Raw genomic sequence first — 16,076 nt, 5'->3', positions numbered from 1 at the left:
CTATCATCTTGCAGTCACATCTGGCTTATTTTTCTGCCAGTGCTCTTGCAGTGAGTGGCGACTGATTACAGCCTTTTGCCACAAAACCCTGCCAGTGTGAAGGCAGTTTATCTATTACGTCTTGTGCTTGTTGCTGACTTTGAAAATCAGCGAAAACACATGCTCCTGTACCAGTCATTCTCGGAGGCGCGTATTGTGCCAACCATTCCAGTGCATTTGCAACTGCCGGATAGTGTTTTATCACTACCGCTTCGCAGACGTTTCTGCCTTCCCCAGAAAGGAAGCGCGGTATTGTGATAGGTTCGCAGTCTCGTGTCAATTCCACCGATGAAAATATTTCTGCAGTAGACACATGACAATCAGGACAAATCACCGCAAACCAAGGTTCTATCGGGGATATTGGCGTTAAGTCTTCGCCGACGCCTTCTGCCCAGGCAGCGTGACCAGCGATAAAAATCGGCACATCTGCCCCCAAACTGAGTCCGATTTGCGCTAATTTTTGCTGTGACAAACCACATTGCCATAGCTTATTCAACGCGACTAATGTTGTAGCGGCATTTGAACTACCGCCTCCTAAACCGCCCCCCATGGGTAAGCGTTTTGTGACGGAAATATCCACCCCATGATGTGTTTCAGTAAAGGGTTTTAATAATGTTGCCGCTTTAACAATCAGATTATCTTCGCTGGGCACACCTGCAAATTCAGTTTGTAGATCGATTTTGCCTGAGTTATTGGTATCAAAAAACAGACTATCGCCAAAATCCAGAAACTGAAATGCGGTCTGAAGGTTGTGATAGCCGTCTTCCCGCCGTCCGGTGATATGCAAAAATAAATTTAATTTTGCCGGCGCTGGCCATGCTTTCACTCAGCTCGACTCCAATCTGCAATCACTAATCTAATATTCAAATCAGGGTGTTTGATAAAAATTTTAGCGGGTACCACCAAGCCATTAAATGGCACATAGCGCAGGTATTCCACCTGCCAACCGGCTTGTTCTAAGGTTTTCAGACGCCCATTTTCATCCAGTTGATACTTATCTACTGCAGCGTCTTTATAAGGCACGCCTCTCACCCAATCACGTAATGCACTCACCGGTAAAAGCCAGCCTAAAGTTTTGGCTAAAAGTTGCTCGGGGGTCTGCGCCGAATATTGCTCACCATTATCCAGCGTTAAGGTAACTTGTTGTGCATCACCCATTAACTCAGCCCCACCTTGGGAAAAAGGGCCTGATAATTTGATATCAAAACCATCACCTTGTTGTTGCCAAGTGATTCCCGCGTTCCAGCCTTCACGACCTTGGGTGATCGCCGTACGACCTCGAAACCGCCAGTCTTTCAGTGACGCTATTTCTTGCTGCTGCTGTTGCCATTTTTGCTCTGGCGACTCAGTCGTTTTTGCTTGCCATAAAGGCGCACAGGCGGTCAGCAACAGACTCAGTGCTGCCAGCCAGACTAACCTCATAGGCCAAACCTGCGCATGGTTTCAATTAACAAGGTATTGTCAGGATCTTGCAACAGACCTTTATCCCAGATTTTTTTCGCTTCTTGTTTTTTGCCGCGCTGCCACAGCACTTCACCTAAATGGGCAATGAACTCCGAATCAGGATTGGCTTCCGTCGCTTCCCGCAGGTATTTTTCCGCTTTTTCTAAGTCACCCAGGCGATAATAAACCCAACCCAGACTGTCGAGGTAGAAAGGGTCACCTGGCTTAAGTTCTAGAGCACGTTGAATCAGCTTTAATGCTTCCTGATGACGATCAGTACGATCCGTCAATGTATAACCCAGTGCATTTAATGCCTGAGAATTATTAGGATCATTGGCCAGAATCTGTCTTAAATCCGCTTCCAGCACATCTAGCCTATCCATCGACTCAGCAATCATCGCTCTGCTATAAAGCGCATCTTCATTTTTTGGGTAATGCTTGATGGCTTTTGTTAATAAGTCAAAAGCCTCTTGTTTCATACCGTGGTCGCGTAACAAGCTGGCTTCGAATAAGTAATACTGCAGGGCTTTATTAGGTAATTGCTGTCTCAACTGTGCCAGATGTTCACGGGCTTTATCGATGTCATCGCGACCCAGCAATAAATTAATGTAATGCGTCTGCGCTAAATCAAAACGACTGCTTTGCACCGGTACTGAGGCAAACCAAACCAGCGCGGCATCGACATTGGCATTCAACTCTTCAGCAATCCCCATAAAATACGCAGCCTGATTGGTAGGATCGCCCAGTCTTAATAAATCACTGAAATACGATTTGGCTTTTTCGCCATCTTTTTCTTCCAGCGCTAACAAGCCAAGCGCGAAAAGCACATCCCGATTTTCTGGATTATCCGCTTGAATGGATTCAAAAATAGTGCGTGCTTTGTCCAGTTGGCCGTCATCACCTAATAATTTGCCATAGGTAAAACGCAGTTCATCACTGGCATCATCTTTTGCTGCAGGTTTGGCTAGCAGTTTCACACCTTCTTTGGTTTTACCCAATCGCTGTAAGGTATCGGCTTTCAAAACGAGATAACTTTCATTCTCAGGATCGGCTTTTAATAAAGGATCAATTTCAGCCAGTGTTTCTGGGTATTGCTGATAGAAGAACGCTAAGCGAGCATACGCATAATGCGCATCAGGATGGCCTTGCTTATACAGATCTAATTTCTTCAGTGTGGCGAGCGCTTCTTCCGGAGACGCCACTTCAGCCAGATTTTCTGTCGCTCTGGCTAAGTACAGTTTTTGATTTTCTGGCGCTAGAGACAGTGCTTTATTAATGGCCTGAACTGCGCCGTCATAGTCTTTCTCCATCATCAAAAATGGCGCGCGCATCATATAGACATCGGCATTATTAGGATCCACTTCTAACCAGCGATCCAGAGCATGATTAATTTTTTCTTCGTTTCGGGAAAGTGTCGCCACCTGAGCACTTCGGCCAGCCAGTTTAGGCGACTTGACCATATCCGCAGCTCGCTCGTAAAGTTCAACGGCGGCTCCGACTTCACCACGCTGACCCGCCACTTCCGCAGTAAGGATGTAGTACATCAGTTCAGGTGACATTGGCATAGTGACTTCGGGCTTTTTTTCCTCTTTCACTTCCGGTGCAGCTTTGACGACTTTTTGCGCCTCATCAACTGTGGCTTTACTTTGCTGTGCGGGGGTTGCAGCACAGGCAGTAATGAGTGAGGTAAGTCCGATCAGAGCAAAATATTTAGTATGTTGCCCTACATTCATCATGAATGATTTCGTTGAATCCATATTAAAACGACCTGAACGTTTGATTTTGATAGAATGGCGAATTGTTTTCACTAATAACAGACGATTGTAATAATGGCTGTAAAGTTTAACAGCATTTAATAACGACTTTTTCTTAATATGCATCTTGTCACCTATGGCATCAACCACAACACTGCTCCGGTTCATATCCGTGAGCTATTTGCGTTTGATGCGAGCATGCTTCCAGCAGCTTTATCCACTTTACATGAAGATGATTCCATACTTGAAGTCGTTATCTTGTCGACATGCAATCGTACTGAAATCTATTGTTGTGTTGATGCAGAGTCTGACAACCATATCCTCGCTTGGTTGCATCAGTATCATCAACAGGAAGATGGCACCATCACTCCTTATCTGTATCACTACCAGCATGCCGACGCCATTCGTCATCTGATGCGCGTGGCCTGTGGTCTGGATTCTATGGTGCTGGGCGAACCCCAGATTCTGGGTCAGCTAAAAGATGCTTATAGCCAATCACTTAATGCTAATACCCTTGGAAAATCACTAGGCCGTTTGTTTCAACACGCATTTGCAGTTGCCAAACAAGTCCGTACGGATACCGCGATTGGAAACAGTCCTGTTTCGGTAGCTTTTGCTGCCGTCAGTCTGGCGAAACAAATTTTTAGCGAGCTGGCTGACTCCACCGCCTTATTAATAGGTGCAGGCGAGACCATTGAACTGGTCGCACGCCATCTCTATGACAATGGTATTAAACGTATCATCATTGCCAACCGCACGATTGAACGGGCACATAATCTCGCCACTCAAGTAGATGGTTATGCCATTAGTCTGAGTGAACTGCCGGCACATTTGGCCGAAGCCGATATTGTGGTCAGCTCAACCGCCAGCCAACTGCCAATTCTCGGTAAAGGTGCTGTTGAAAGAGCCTTAAAAATCCGTAAACGTAAACCAATTTTCATGGTCGATATCGCCGTACCACGCGATATTGAAGCCGAAGTCGGATTATTGGATGATATATACCTTTATTGTGTTGATGATCTGAAAGAAATCATCGAAGAGAACTTACAATCTCGTCGTGATGCGGCCTTACAGGCTGAAGAAATTATCGATACACAAGTGGATCATTTTCAGGCCTGGCTCAGAACCCAAGATGCCGTCCCTGTAATTAGAGCCATACGTGACAATGCTGAAGAGATAAGTAAGCATTCACTGGAAAGAGCAATAAAACAATTTGAGCAAGGCATGCCTGCCGAACAGGCTATGACTGAGCTCGCACGTACATTGACCAACCGTTTACTGCATGAACCGAGTCGCCAGCTCCGTCAATCCGGATTTGATGAAGAAGGCCATTTACTCACCGCAGCGCGGCGTCTGTTTAATATCAAGGATCCCAAGTGAAAGATTCGATCAAACATAAATTAGAATCACTCGTTGATCGTCATGAAGAAATTAGTGGTCTGCTCGCTGATCCTGACACCATGGCCGATCAGAATAAATTCCGATCACTGTCGCAGGAATATGCTCAATTAGAGCCTGTTGTCAGCAATTTCAACGCATATCGCCGCACAATCAGCGCATTAGAAGATGCCAAGCTGATGCTGAATGAAGATGATGCTGACATGCGTGAAATGGCAAAAGAAGAAATTAATGCTGCAGAAGAAAAAATCGAAGAGCTCGAATTAACCCTGCAAAAGTTATTACTGCCTAAAGATCCTAATGATCAACGCAATATTTACCTGGAAATTCGTGCCGGAACCGGTGGTGATGAAGCAGCGATTTTCTCTGGCGATTTATTCCGTATGTACACTAAATATGCTGAGTCTCGTCGCTGGAAAGTCGAAGTGATCAATGCGCAGGAAGGTGAACATGGCGGTTATAAAGAAGTCATCTGTCGCATTGTTGGTGAAGGTGCATATTCACGTCTGAAGTTCGAATCAGGTGCTCACCGTGTTCAACGGGTTCCGGAAACGGAATCACAAGGCCGTATTCATACCTCGGCCTGTACAGTGGCTATTCTGCCGGAAGCGGATGAAATTGATGAAGTCGATATCAACCCGGCCGATTTAAAAGTCGATACCTACCGCTCTCAAGGCGCCGGTGGTCAGCACGTTAACACCACAGATTCTGCGGTGCGTATTACTCACATTCCAACCGGTATCGTCGTCGAATGTCAGGAAGAGCGTTCGCAACATAAAAATCGTGCAAAAGCGATGTCCGTTTTACAAGCGCGCATCATGGCTGCGCAGGTAGAAAAACAAGCGGCCGAAGAAGCTCAAACACGTAAATCACTGGTGGGTTCAGGTGACCGAAGCGAACGTATCCGTACCTATAACTATCCTCAGGGACGTGTTACTGATCACCGTATCAATCTGACCTTATACAAACTGGTTGAGATCATGGAAGGTGAGCTGGAACAGGTTATTGAACCCCTGATCAACGAATATCAGGCGGATCAACTCGCCGCCTTATCCGGCGAGTCTTAAATCCAGTCGCGTGGCGGCAGAAAGTCCGTGTATAAACGGGCTTCTGCTGATCCGGCTTCCGGAATCCAGTGATAACGCCATTTCACCAGTGGAGGTAGCGACATCAAAATCGATTCGGTGCGGCCTCCCGACTGTAATCCAAACAATGTGCCACGGTCATACACCAGATTAAACTCGACATAACGTCCACGACGGTATAACTGAAAGTCGCGTTCGCGTTCACCAAACTCGGTGTCCTTACGTTTCTGCACAATCGGTGCATAAGCCTTGATATAACTGTCGCCAACCGATTGCATAAAGGCAAAACAGCGATCAAAGCCCCATTCATTCAGATCATCAAAAAACAAACCACCGACGCCACGGCACTCATCACGATGTTTTAGGTAAAAATACTCATCACACCACTTTTTAAAGCGTGAATACACGTCAGCACCAAAAGGATCACAGGCGGCTTTGGCGGTGGTATGCCAATGAATCACATCTTCTTCATTGCCGTAATAAGGCGTTAAGTCATAGCCACCACCAAACCACCAGATAGGTTCTTCACCGTCTTTTTCAGCAATAAAAAAGCGGACATTGGCATGTGATGTAGAGACATAAGGATTATGAGGATGGATAACGAGTGAAACACCCATGGCACGAAAACTTCGGCCCGCTAACTCAGGGCGGCTGGCCGTTGCCGAAGCGGGTAAGTCATCACCGCTGACTTCAGAAAAATTAACACCACCCTGTTCAAAGACGGCACCATTGGTTAAAACCCGAGTACGACCACCACCGCCAGTTTCACGTTTCCAGTCATCAATTTCAAACAATGCTTTACCATCTATTAATTCAAGTTCTTTGCAAATACTTTCTTGTAGGCGAAGTAGGTATTCACGAACGGCATCAATATCCGGTGTACTCATCGTAAAATTTCTCCTGTTTGTGCATCTCTAATTTGGCTTGGTTTTTTGGCGCCGCCCAAACTACCCGCTAACACATAATCCAGCTCAGGCAATTGCCAGCGAACCTGATGCACATTCATCGCTGGTCGTAAGCCATTTAGGTTGGCACTGGTTGAGACAATAGCCCCACCAAAAGCTTCACATAAAGCACGCGTTTGTGGGTGCGCCGTCACTCGCACGGCAATGGTATCGTGTAAACCCGTTAACAACATCGGCACTTCTTCACGCACTGGCAGTAACCACGTTACAGGGCCGGGCCAGGTTTTATTCAGTTCGGCTAACAATTTGGCATCAACGGGTTTAATAAAATCTTGTAACTGATTAAAGTCGGATGCGATGAGGATAAGGCCTTTATGCCAAGGACGTTGTTTCAGCTCTAATAAGCGCAATAATGCTTCTTCATCCCAGGGATCGCAGCCCACACCAAACACCGCTTCTGTCGGGTAGCCGATAACGCCACCGGCATTCAGTGTTTTTACTGCTTCTCGTAATCGCAAAGTATCTGTCATGTTCTCGCCCCTATTCAGACCACAGTGATTGAATACCCTATGTCACTCAATAAAAAGGGGTTAACCAGTAACCCCTTTTTTTAGCTTTTTAACCCGTTAATTTAGCCCTGCTCACGTGCTACAGCGCGGTAGGCTATATCGGTACGGAAATACGCATCTTTCCACTTAATGTGATCCAATGCCTGATAAGCCGATTTTTGCGCTTCTGCCACAGAATTACCTAGTGCCGTCACACACAACACACGACCGCCAGCTGTGACCACATCATCACCCTGACTCGCTGTGCCAGCATGGAACACTTTGCTGCCATTTTTCTCAGCGTCGGCAATGCCCGTGATCACATCACCTTTACGATAACTATCAGGATAACCACCCGCGGCCATTACCACACCGATAGCTGCGCGAGGATCCCATTCAGCTTCTACTTCATTCAACCGTTTATCTAATGCAGCTTCACATAAGGTGATAAGGTCAGATTGCAAACGCATCAAAATGGGTTGGGTTTCTGGGTCACCAAAACGGCAGTTATATTCAACAACACGCGGTGCGCCAGCTTCATCAATCATCAGACCGGCATACAAAAAGCCTGTGTAAGGACGACCATCTGCCGCCATGCCTTTTACTGTTGGTTCAATCACTTCAGCCATAATGCGTGCAAACACTTCATCAGTGACAACAGGTGCCGGAGAATATGCGCCCATACCACCAGTGTTCGGGCCTTTATCACCATTATCACGCGCTTTATGATCCTGTGACGTAGCCAGTGGCAGAATATGTTCGCCATCCACCATCACGATAAAACTGGCTTCTTCGCCGGTCATAAATTCTTCAATAACCACGCGACTACCGGCATCACCAAAGGCATTGCCAGACAGCATATCTTCTACCGCAGCAATGGCTTCGGCTTCGGTCATCGCCACAATCACGCCTTTACCTGCAGCCAGACCATCGGCTTTCACTACAATAGGTGCGCCCTGCTCTTGGATGTATGCTTTCGCTTCATCAATCTGAGTAAAGACTTGATAAGCCGCTGTTGGAATCTGATGACGAGCGAGGAAGTCTTTGGTAAAGCTCTTTGACGCTTCTAATTGTGCGGCCTCTTTTGATGGGCCAAAACAACGTAAACCCGCTGCTTCAAACGCATCGACAACACCCATGGTTAATGGCACTTCCGGTCCGACCACGGTGAGATCAATCGCATTGTCCTGAGCAAATTTTACCAGCCCGGCGATATCTTCAACTTTGATATCCACATTGCTGATATTCGTTTCACTGGCTGTGCCGGGATTACCCGGTGCCACAAAAACCTGAGAACAGTTTGGAGATTGATTGAGTTTCCAGGCGAGAGCATGTTCGCGCCCACCGCTACCGATGACTAATACTTTCATAGATGATTGCCGGAGATGCTTAAAAAAGAGGCTAATAATACCGTAGATAACGGCTTTTCCAAACCACCAAAATGGATGATTTATAAAGGCAAAGCGATTCTTTTTATCCATTCACCAGTCAGCAGCCAGCAGCAGCTTTGATCCAGGTCAAGATCTGCTCGGATATTAAAACAACACAAATCCTCGCTGGTTATACTTTGCGGACATTATTTAGGAACAAAACCATGACTGATGCGATTGAATTTAACGCCGAATTAATCCGTCGTTACGACAAAGCTGGCCCACGTTATACCTCCTATCCGACCGCAGTCGAATTTCATCATGGTTTTACTGCTGACACTTATGCTCAGCATATTGCCTTATCAAATCAGCGTGGCGGCCCGCTTTCTTTATATTTCCATGTGCCATTCTGCGATACGGTTTGTTTCTATTGTGCATGCAATAAAATCATCACCAAAAACCGCCAGCATGCTCAGCCTTACCTGGAAAATCTCTATGAAGAAATTCGCATGCAGGCTGAGTTGTTTGACACAAACCGTGTGGTAGAACAATTACACTGGGGCGGCGGCACACCGACGTTCTTAACGCACCAACAAATGCGTGAATTGATGGCGCACACACGGAAATATTTCACCTTGGCGGATGATGACAAAGGCGAGTTTTCAATTGAAATTGATCCCCGCGAAGCGGATGACGCCACCATCAAACTGTTAAGAGAACTGGGTTTTAACCGCATTAGCCTCGGTTTGCAGGACTTCAATCCTAAAGTGCAGAAAGCAGTTAACCGGATTCAAACAGAACAACAAACATTCTCTATTCTAGACGCCGCCCGTCGTGAAGGTTTTCGCAGCATCAGCCTGGATTTGATCTACGGCCTGCCACATCAGACTGTGGAAAGTTTTAGCGACACGTTAGACAAAGTCATTGCCGCCAGTCCGGATCGTTTGTCGGTCTTCAACTACGCCCATATGCCTGACTTGTTTAAAACACAACGCCAGATCGCCACAGCCGATATCCCACTACCACAAGTGAAGTTACAAATTCTGCATCGCACCATCGATAAACTGACCGCCGCCGGTTATGTATATATAGGTATGGATCATTTCGCCAAACCCGATGATGAACTCACATTGGCCCAACAAAACAAACAGCTCTATCGCAACTTTCAAGGTTACTCGACCCGTGCTGAGTGTGATCTGATTGGTTTTGGTGTGACCTCTATCGGCAAAGTGGGTGATGCTTATGTACAAAATGTGAAAACACTGCCGGAATACGATGAAGCGATCAAAGCGGGAAAATTGCCGGTATTACGTGGCGTAGAGCTGGATGAAGATGATAAATGTCGTCGCGATATCATCACCCGTCTTATCTGTGATTTTGCCTTGGACATACCCGCCATTGAAAAAGCCTATCAGATCAACTTCAGCGACTATTTTGCAGATGCCATCGCCGACCTAGAACAATTTGCCCAAGACGGCCTGTTGCAGTATAAATGGGACTCTATAGAAGTCTTACCCGCTGGCCGCTTGTTAATACGTAATATCTGCATGGTGTTTGATAAATACAGTCAACAAGCAAGGCAGCGATTTTCCAAAGTTATATAGGGAATATGCTGGAAAAACTCCGTCAGTACTTTATCTTCGGTCGACTGGGCGTCAAGCTTTACGTACTTGCGGTCATCACCGGATTACTGTCGAGCTTGGCCATTATCCTGTTACGTCTCACCATTGATTTTGGTCAGATGGCTTTATTTCCCTCCGGCGAAGTCGAAAGTTACGACAGCTTACCGTGGTACTGGTTACTGGTACTGCCCATCATTGGCAGTCTGTTAATCGGATTGTTATTTCGTGGACTGGATGCAGAGCAGCGAAATACCGGCATCTTACATGTGATCGAACGGCTGTCTTCTTATGAAGGCAGGCTTCCCTGGCAAAATGCGGTTCGCCAATTTATAGGTACCAGTATCGCCATTATCACCGGCCACTCTGTTGGCCGTGAAGGTCCGGGGGTTCACCTGGGTGCCGCCAGCGGCAGTTTACTCGCCAGTGGTTTAGAACTGCCAAATAACAGCGTACGTATTCTGGTTGCTTCCGGCTCTGCCGCCGCCATTGCGGCCTCGTTTAATACCCCCATCGCTGGTGTGATCTTCGCGATGGAAGTCATCATGATGGAATACCATATCGCCAGCTTTATTCCGGTCATTCTGGCAGCCGTCACCGGCGCGGTAGTCTGCCGTCTGACCTTTGGTGATGATACTGTTTTCGTCAATCTCGCTACCCAAATGCAATCATTATGGGAGCTGCCCTACATCATCTTTCTCGGCATTATTATTGGCTTTTTAGCCACTTTATCGCTCAAAAGTCTGAAACTGTTTTCTGGCACGTTCAGTAAACATCCGGCCTGGTTGCGTCCGACTTATGCCGGTATTTTAATGGGGATTTTCGGCATGGCCGTACCCGAAGTAATGGGTATGGGTTACGGCATTATTGGCAGTATTTCCGCTAATGAAATCGCGATTGGCAGCCTGGTCATTATTCTGATTCTTAAACTGGTGCTGTCTTCTGCCTGTGTTGGTTTTGGCATTCCCGCAGGTATGGTCGGCCCCACCATGGTAGTCGGTGCATGTGCCGGTGCCATTCTGGGTTATATCGGTAATTTAGTGTTACCGGAATATGCTTCGTCGATGACCTTTTATGCGGTTATCGGCATGTGCGCAATGATGTCGGCCACGCTCAAAGCCCCGCTCGCCGCCTTAATGGCCATGTTGGAATTAACCGGTAACCCGGAAATCATCCTGCCAGGTATGTTGGCGATTGTTTTCTCCAGTCTGATTATTCATGACTACTTCAAGCTCGATGCCTTGTTTGTCAGCATTCTTCGCTATCGTGGACTCGACTTTCAAAATGATCCAATCTCACAAGCCTTACGCAAAGTCAGTGTTGGGGCAGCCATGCAACGTAATTTTGTCACCTTAAATCAAGTGATCAACGCTCAAATGGCGATGCAAACGCTAAAAAACAGCCCTGAGTGGATCATCATCACCCGTGATCGTATTCCGGTTGTGATGATGCCTGCCAGTGATCTGGCAAGAGCGGTCAGCGTCAAAGAGATGGGCGAAAACAGCGAAATCGACTTAATGCAGATTCCAGGCACACGTCGGGATGTACACAAAATTTCCTTACATACCAGTCTCTTTGAAGCGTATCAGGCCCTGAACGAACATCATGTAGAAGCCCTTTATGTCAGCCGTCAAAACGCCCCGATGATCGAACGGATTTACGGCATTCTGACTCGTGAAATGATCGAAGCCCACTACCAATTACCCAAATCTGTAACAAAATAGTAAAAAGGGTAGTGAACAAATCGAAAATCTTCGTTATAATGTGCGGCTTGTTGCCCAGGTGGTGAAATTGGTAGACACAAGGGACTTAAAATCCCTCGCCCTAATCCGGCGTGCCGGTTCGATTCCGGCCCTGGGTACCATAAGAATACGAAAGCCTCGATACTGCAAAGTCTCGAGGCTTTTTTATTGGTGTCGAGCATCAGTAAAACGTGTGGGCATTAATAAAAGTCGTTTAGTTATTATCGGAGGAACGGGCCTTAAATGATTGCTTATCCTGCAAGAACACTCTGGTTTTATCTATTCCTGACGACCATCTTCACTTTTGCCCATTCCCCAGCCGAGGCAGGTTTGATCTCCAGCTTGGCAAAATTAGGCAAAAAAGCAGATGCTCCGGATACGCATCACACCTCATCCTTTCGCTTTGCTGATGAATTAGCTCATTACCCAGAAGGCAGTGTCGCTGAAATTAGCTTCAATCACAGCCAAAACCAGTGGATGGCAAGAACGCCCGATGGCAAAAACGTGCCGGTGCATCAATTCACTGAAAATGCAGTGGATGCCAACAAACAAGCTACTTTATTACTTTCTGAAAGCAATCTCCCCTACTCTCTGGATGCCTTTAATAAACTGCCCGCAGAGGTTGCCATCAAACTCAAATCACGGCATGGGAAAACCTATTCATTAAGCACCAGCCCGGCAGCGACCAATCTGATTGATAACCATATCAGTATCAACATTAGCGATATGTCTTCATTAAAAACGGCACTGTGGCAGTTACAACGGCCGGTTACCTCGGCGAATATGCGCTTGATTCAATTAGCCGATAATCCTCATCTGACACTGCCCAAACAAAGCTACGGCTCAAAAATACCCGTGGATAAAGTCGGCACAAACCAGTTACTAAATGCACTCAAAACAATGCGGCAGCAAAGCTTTGTTATTTCAGCCAAGGTAGAGGATGGCTTTATCATTCAAGGTAAAGAAAAGATCGCTGTAACGGATTTGGAAAAAGTCGCTGCTGATAGAGATATCAGTCTGATCATTCTGGGCTCAGACAAACCCAAAAAAACCTTAGATCAATTGGCTAAAGACTGGCAAAAACGAAAAGATACCGGTAGTTTAACTTCATATACCGCTGGTGATTTTTATAATGCCTTTGCTCCCAAGAACACCTCATCACCAGTGCCGGTAGAAATTGATTCATCAAGGAAATTACGTACCGCCCTGCATTTTGATCACAGCAGCTCTGCCACTAAAGCCGTCCAACCGCAAAGCAGCAACCTCGAGCTCGCCTTACTGCCACTGCATGTTTTAACAAAATCCGTCATGCTATTTCAGCCCAATGAGGCTCGAGCAAAAGAACTGGATGATCGCATCCACCCAGCTATCCCGTCATGGGTTCATCTTTCATTAATCGCTTCATTGGTCATTGGCCTGGTCGCCTACAAAACATCCTGGTTCTTATACCTCAAACTCTGGGCCTCACCACTCAGAGTTAATCACCGTCACTGGTTTCCATTCACCCTCCGTTATCTGCTGCATCGGCTGAGTTTTGTTCTGCTTTACCTACCATTGCTCGGCTTTATAAGCCCGCTCTATATATTGATAACCTGGACTTACAGAATTATTTACTTTTTACTGATTCGTCCCGCTTATTGGATTTTTAATAAATTTGGTTAGTCTGATTGGCTTGCAAATCGTACTGTTAAGAAATGTAAGAGATTTTTTACAAAATTAGTTATTATCCGAAAAATACAAAAATAATCATTCTCAATAAGGATATATAACCATGTTCAAACAGACCCTTCTTCTAGCAATTACAATGACTTTGACTGCCATTACCCCCGTCGTACATGCAGACTTCATGGATGGTATTCGTGATCTGAAAAATGCGGTTTCTGATGTCAGCAGCAGTTCGAAAGAAGTCAGTTCTCTCGGCAAAACAATGGGGTTTGGTAATAATGAGTCAGAAGATACCAGCGGCGCTCTTGAAGCAGGCGATGTATTGGTTGCTAAAATCAACAAACTGAAAGTCTATAAAGATCCAAGCAAATCATCAGAGACAGTCTCGCTCGTTGATAAAACCAGCAGTCTGGTATTTATGGGTGAACAAGCGAACGGCTTTTATTTTGTCACCACCGATGATGGTGCTGAAGGCTGGGTCCAACAAGCTCTAACAGCGAAACAGTAAGAGTAATTGCTTCATCGATATTTTGACTATAAATAAGGGTCAGCCTAATCCAGTTGGCTGACCCATAATTTCCCGATTGTTTCCATTTCTCCCTGATTCGCCCTGCTTATTGGGTTTTGAGTAAATTCAGTTAAATGTTAACGTAGAACTTCATCTGATTAAGCCAGTCATACTGGTGAAATCAAACACTCTGACACTATTAATAAGCTCCCGAAATATGACTTCAGAAGTCTCGACACTCGACGACCTGGCACAACTCACAAGCTATTCGCTCATGGACTCACTGAATTGTGATCCTGACGCAACCTCAAATGGCGATGATCATTATCCAAGACAAGTTTTCTCGGGGCATTATGTTCCGGTAAAACCCACACCCATCGAAAACCCGGTTTACGTCTCGCACAGCAAAACCTTTTTCCATGAATTGGGTTTCGCTGACAGCATGGCGAACTCGGAAGACTTTGTCCGACTGTTTTCAGGCGATCTCACTCATGTTCCCGAGCCTATTCGTAAAGTCGGTTGGGCGTCTGGGTACGCCCTATCTATTTACGGTACGGAATACACTCAACTGTGTCCTTTCCAAACCGGTAACGGCTACGGTGATGGTCGAGCCATTTCCGTATTAGAAGCGGTTATCAAAGGCCAACGCTGGGAAATGCAATTAAAAGGTGGTGGTCGAACACCCTACTGCCGCGGTGCAGATGGTCGAGCTGTTTTACGCTCCAGCATTAGAGAGTTTCTTGCTCAAGAACACATGCACGCACTCGGTGTGCCCACATCACGTTCATTCAGTTTATATGCCTCGACAACCGAACGTGTCAGACGGCCCTGGTATTCGGAGGGTTCAACAGCAGCTGAACCGGATATTATTATCACCGAACCCGTTGCCATCTCAACGCGCGTCGCCCCGTCCTTTATTCGGGTGGGTCAACTTGAGCTATTTGCTCGCCGCGTTGTGAATCATGCACATGAAAATGCCATGGATGAGCTTGAAAAGATCGTCTTACACGTAATCGATCGAGAATATGCTGACGTTATCGATAACAGCCTGAATATCGAAACCAAAGTCATTTTACTTGCCAAGGCGTTTCGTGAACGCCTCACCTCACTTATTGCTAACTGGATACGTGTCGGTTATTGCCAAGGCAATTTTAACAGTGACAACTGCGCGGTCGGCGGTTTTACGCTGGACTATGGTCCTTTTGGCTTCTGTGAAGCGTTTGATCCTGTATACCAGCCATGGATCGGCGGCGGACGTCATTTCTCATTCTTTAACCAACCCGCCGCGGCTGCACGTAACTTCGCCATGTTTTGTAAAGCATTAGAGCCTTTGCTTAAGGGCGATCAGCATTACCTATCAGAGCTTGAAGATGTTCAACACGGTTTTGCTAACGTCATGCAAATGCAATTAGAAAAGATGTGGGCAGCTAAACTCGGGCTTGAGGATTATAACGAGGCATTATTCAGCGAGCTCATCAGCCTGATGACTCTGACACCTGTAGACTACACCATTTTCTTTCGTGAGCTCTCAGCGTTGCCTGGCGACATCGGGCCACTGAAAAAAAGCTTTTATGGTGAACTGAATCCTGCTGAAAATGGCATTAACTCAACGTCTCCAAACTCTCAGGATATTGAGCAACACTGGTCAGCATGGCTTGATAAATGGCAAACGCTGGTAGGCATTAGTGACCAGAACGATGGAAATGCTACATCTTCCCGTGAAGCGATTTCCAGTCAAATGAAACAGGTTAATCCGAAATATATTTTGCGAGAATGGCAACTCGTTGCTGCTTATAAACAAGCAGCCGAAGGTGAATACACACTTCTTCGTGAGTTACAGGAAGTGATGAAAAAACCTTACGCCGAACAATCAAAAGACATCGAGAAAAAATACTATCGGCTTATGCCGACGGAGTTGAGTGATATCGGCGGGGTATCGCATTATAGTTGCTCGTCATGATTTGGAATCAATAGGGGCACCGTGTGTGTTTAAATTAGGG

General features: G+C 46.2%; 13 protein-coding genes and 1 tRNA gene. 8 read left to right on the top strand and 6 right to left on the bottom strand.

Features of this window, described 5'->3' with window-relative positions:
- Positions 1–25: 25 nt before the first annotated feature.
- The 3 genes from ispE to QQL60_RS13890 are packed head-to-tail and all read right to left on the bottom strand — an operon-like array spanning position 26 to position 3,362.
- Positions 26–865, bottom strand: a complete 840-nt coding sequence (ispE, locus tag QQL60_RS13900; protein ID WP_273182951.1) for a 4-(cytidine 5'-diphospho)-2-C-methyl-D-erythritol kinase — start codon at positions 863–865, stop codon at positions 26–28.
- Positions 862–1,461, bottom strand: coding sequence for a lipoprotein insertase outer membrane protein LolB (gene lolB / locus QQL60_RS13895; RefSeq protein ID WP_007144384.1), 600 nt, complete (start codon positions 1,459–1,461; stop codon positions 862–864). Before lolB ends, ispE begins: the two co-directional genes overlap by 4 nt.
- The gene (locus QQL60_RS13890; protein ID WP_273182949.1) at positions 1,458–3,362 is read right to left on the bottom strand and encodes a tetratricopeptide repeat protein; all 1,905 of its coding nucleotides are present in this window, start codon (positions 3,360–3,362) and stop codon (positions 1,458–1,460) included. Before QQL60_RS13890 ends, lolB begins: the two co-directional genes overlap by 4 nt.
- Here QQL60_RS13890 and hemA point away from each other — a divergent pair.
- Together hemA and prfA are read left to right on the top strand one after the other, a co-directional pair.
- On the top strand, positions 3,357–4,616 hold the full coding sequence (gene hemA / locus QQL60_RS13885) for a glutamyl-tRNA reductase (RefSeq protein WP_273182947.1): 1,260 nt from the start codon (positions 3,357–3,359) through the stop codon (positions 4,614–4,616). The two genes, QQL60_RS13890 and hemA, sit on opposite strands and share 6 nt — an antisense overlap.
- Positions 4,613–5,701, top strand: coding sequence for a peptide chain release factor 1 (gene prfA, locus QQL60_RS13880; protein ID WP_273182944.1), 1,089 nt, complete (start codon positions 4,613–4,615; stop codon positions 5,699–5,701). Before hemA ends, prfA begins: the two co-directional genes overlap by 4 nt.
- Here the strand turns inward: prfA and hemF are convergent.
- The 3 genes from hemF to purD all read right to left on the bottom strand — a co-directional run bounded on the left by hemF (position 5,698) and on the right by purD (position 8,542).
- Positions 5,698–6,606 (bottom strand): oxygen-dependent coproporphyrinogen oxidase, encoded by a 909-nt coding sequence (hemF, locus tag QQL60_RS13875; protein ID WP_284723659.1) that lies wholly within the window; start codon positions 6,604–6,606, stop codon positions 5,698–5,700. The two genes, prfA and hemF, sit on opposite strands and share 4 nt — an antisense overlap.
- Complete coding sequence (tsaC, locus tag QQL60_RS13870; RefSeq protein ID WP_284723658.1) at positions 6,603–7,154, bottom strand: L-threonylcarbamoyladenylate synthase type 1 TsaC; 552 nt, start codon at positions 7,152–7,154, stop codon at positions 6,603–6,605. The genes hemF and tsaC overlap by 4 nt, the downstream gene beginning before the upstream one ends.
- 101 nt (positions 7,155–7,255) lie before the next feature.
- Positions 7,256–8,542 (bottom strand): phosphoribosylamine--glycine ligase, encoded by a 1,287-nt coding sequence (purD, locus tag QQL60_RS13865; RefSeq protein WP_284723779.1) that lies wholly within the window; start codon positions 8,540–8,542, stop codon positions 7,256–7,258.
- Positions 8,543–8,766: 224 nt separating this feature from the next.
- Here purD and hemN point away from each other — a divergent pair, with 224 nt between their 5' ends.
- The 6 genes from hemN (at position 8,767) to QQL60_RS13835 (ending at position 16,036) form a co-directional block, all read left to right on the top strand.
- Positions 8,767–10,146 carry an oxygen-independent coproporphyrinogen III oxidase gene (gene hemN / locus QQL60_RS13860; protein ID WP_284723657.1) on the top strand — a complete coding sequence of 460 codons (1,380 nt, stop codon included), beginning with the start codon at positions 8,767–8,769 and terminating at the stop codon, positions 10,144–10,146.
- Between the two features lie 5 nt (positions 10,147–10,151).
- Entirely contained in the window at positions 10,152–11,885 is a 1,734-nt protein-coding gene (locus QQL60_RS13855; protein ID WP_284723656.1) for a chloride channel protein, read from the top strand.
- 52 nt (positions 11,886–11,937) lie between these two features.
- A tRNA-Leu gene (locus QQL60_RS13850) sits at positions 11,938–12,025 on the top strand.
- 121 nt (positions 12,026–12,146) lie between these two features.
- Positions 12,147–13,565, top strand: a complete 1,419-nt coding sequence (locus QQL60_RS13845) for a hypothetical protein (protein WP_284723655.1) — start codon at positions 12,147–12,149, stop codon at positions 13,563–13,565.
- A gap of 142 nt (positions 13,566–13,707) precedes the next feature.
- Positions 13,708–14,076, top strand: a complete 369-nt coding sequence (locus tag QQL60_RS13840) for an SH3 domain-containing protein (protein ID WP_284723654.1) — start codon at positions 13,708–13,710, stop codon at positions 14,074–14,076.
- A 217-nt stretch (positions 14,077–14,293) separates the two neighbouring features.
- On the top strand, positions 14,294–16,036 hold the full coding sequence (locus QQL60_RS13835) for a protein adenylyltransferase SelO (RefSeq protein WP_284723653.1): 1,743 nt from the start codon (positions 14,294–14,296) through the stop codon (positions 16,034–16,036).
- Positions 16,037–16,076 lie beyond the last annotated feature (40 nt).

This window comes from Methylophaga thalassica (genome assembly GCF_030159795.1).
Classification (GTDB): Bacteria; Pseudomonadota; Gammaproteobacteria; order Nitrosococcales; family Methylophagaceae; genus Methylophaga; species Methylophaga thalassica.
This window is presented reverse-complemented; position numbering and strand designations above follow the sequence as displayed.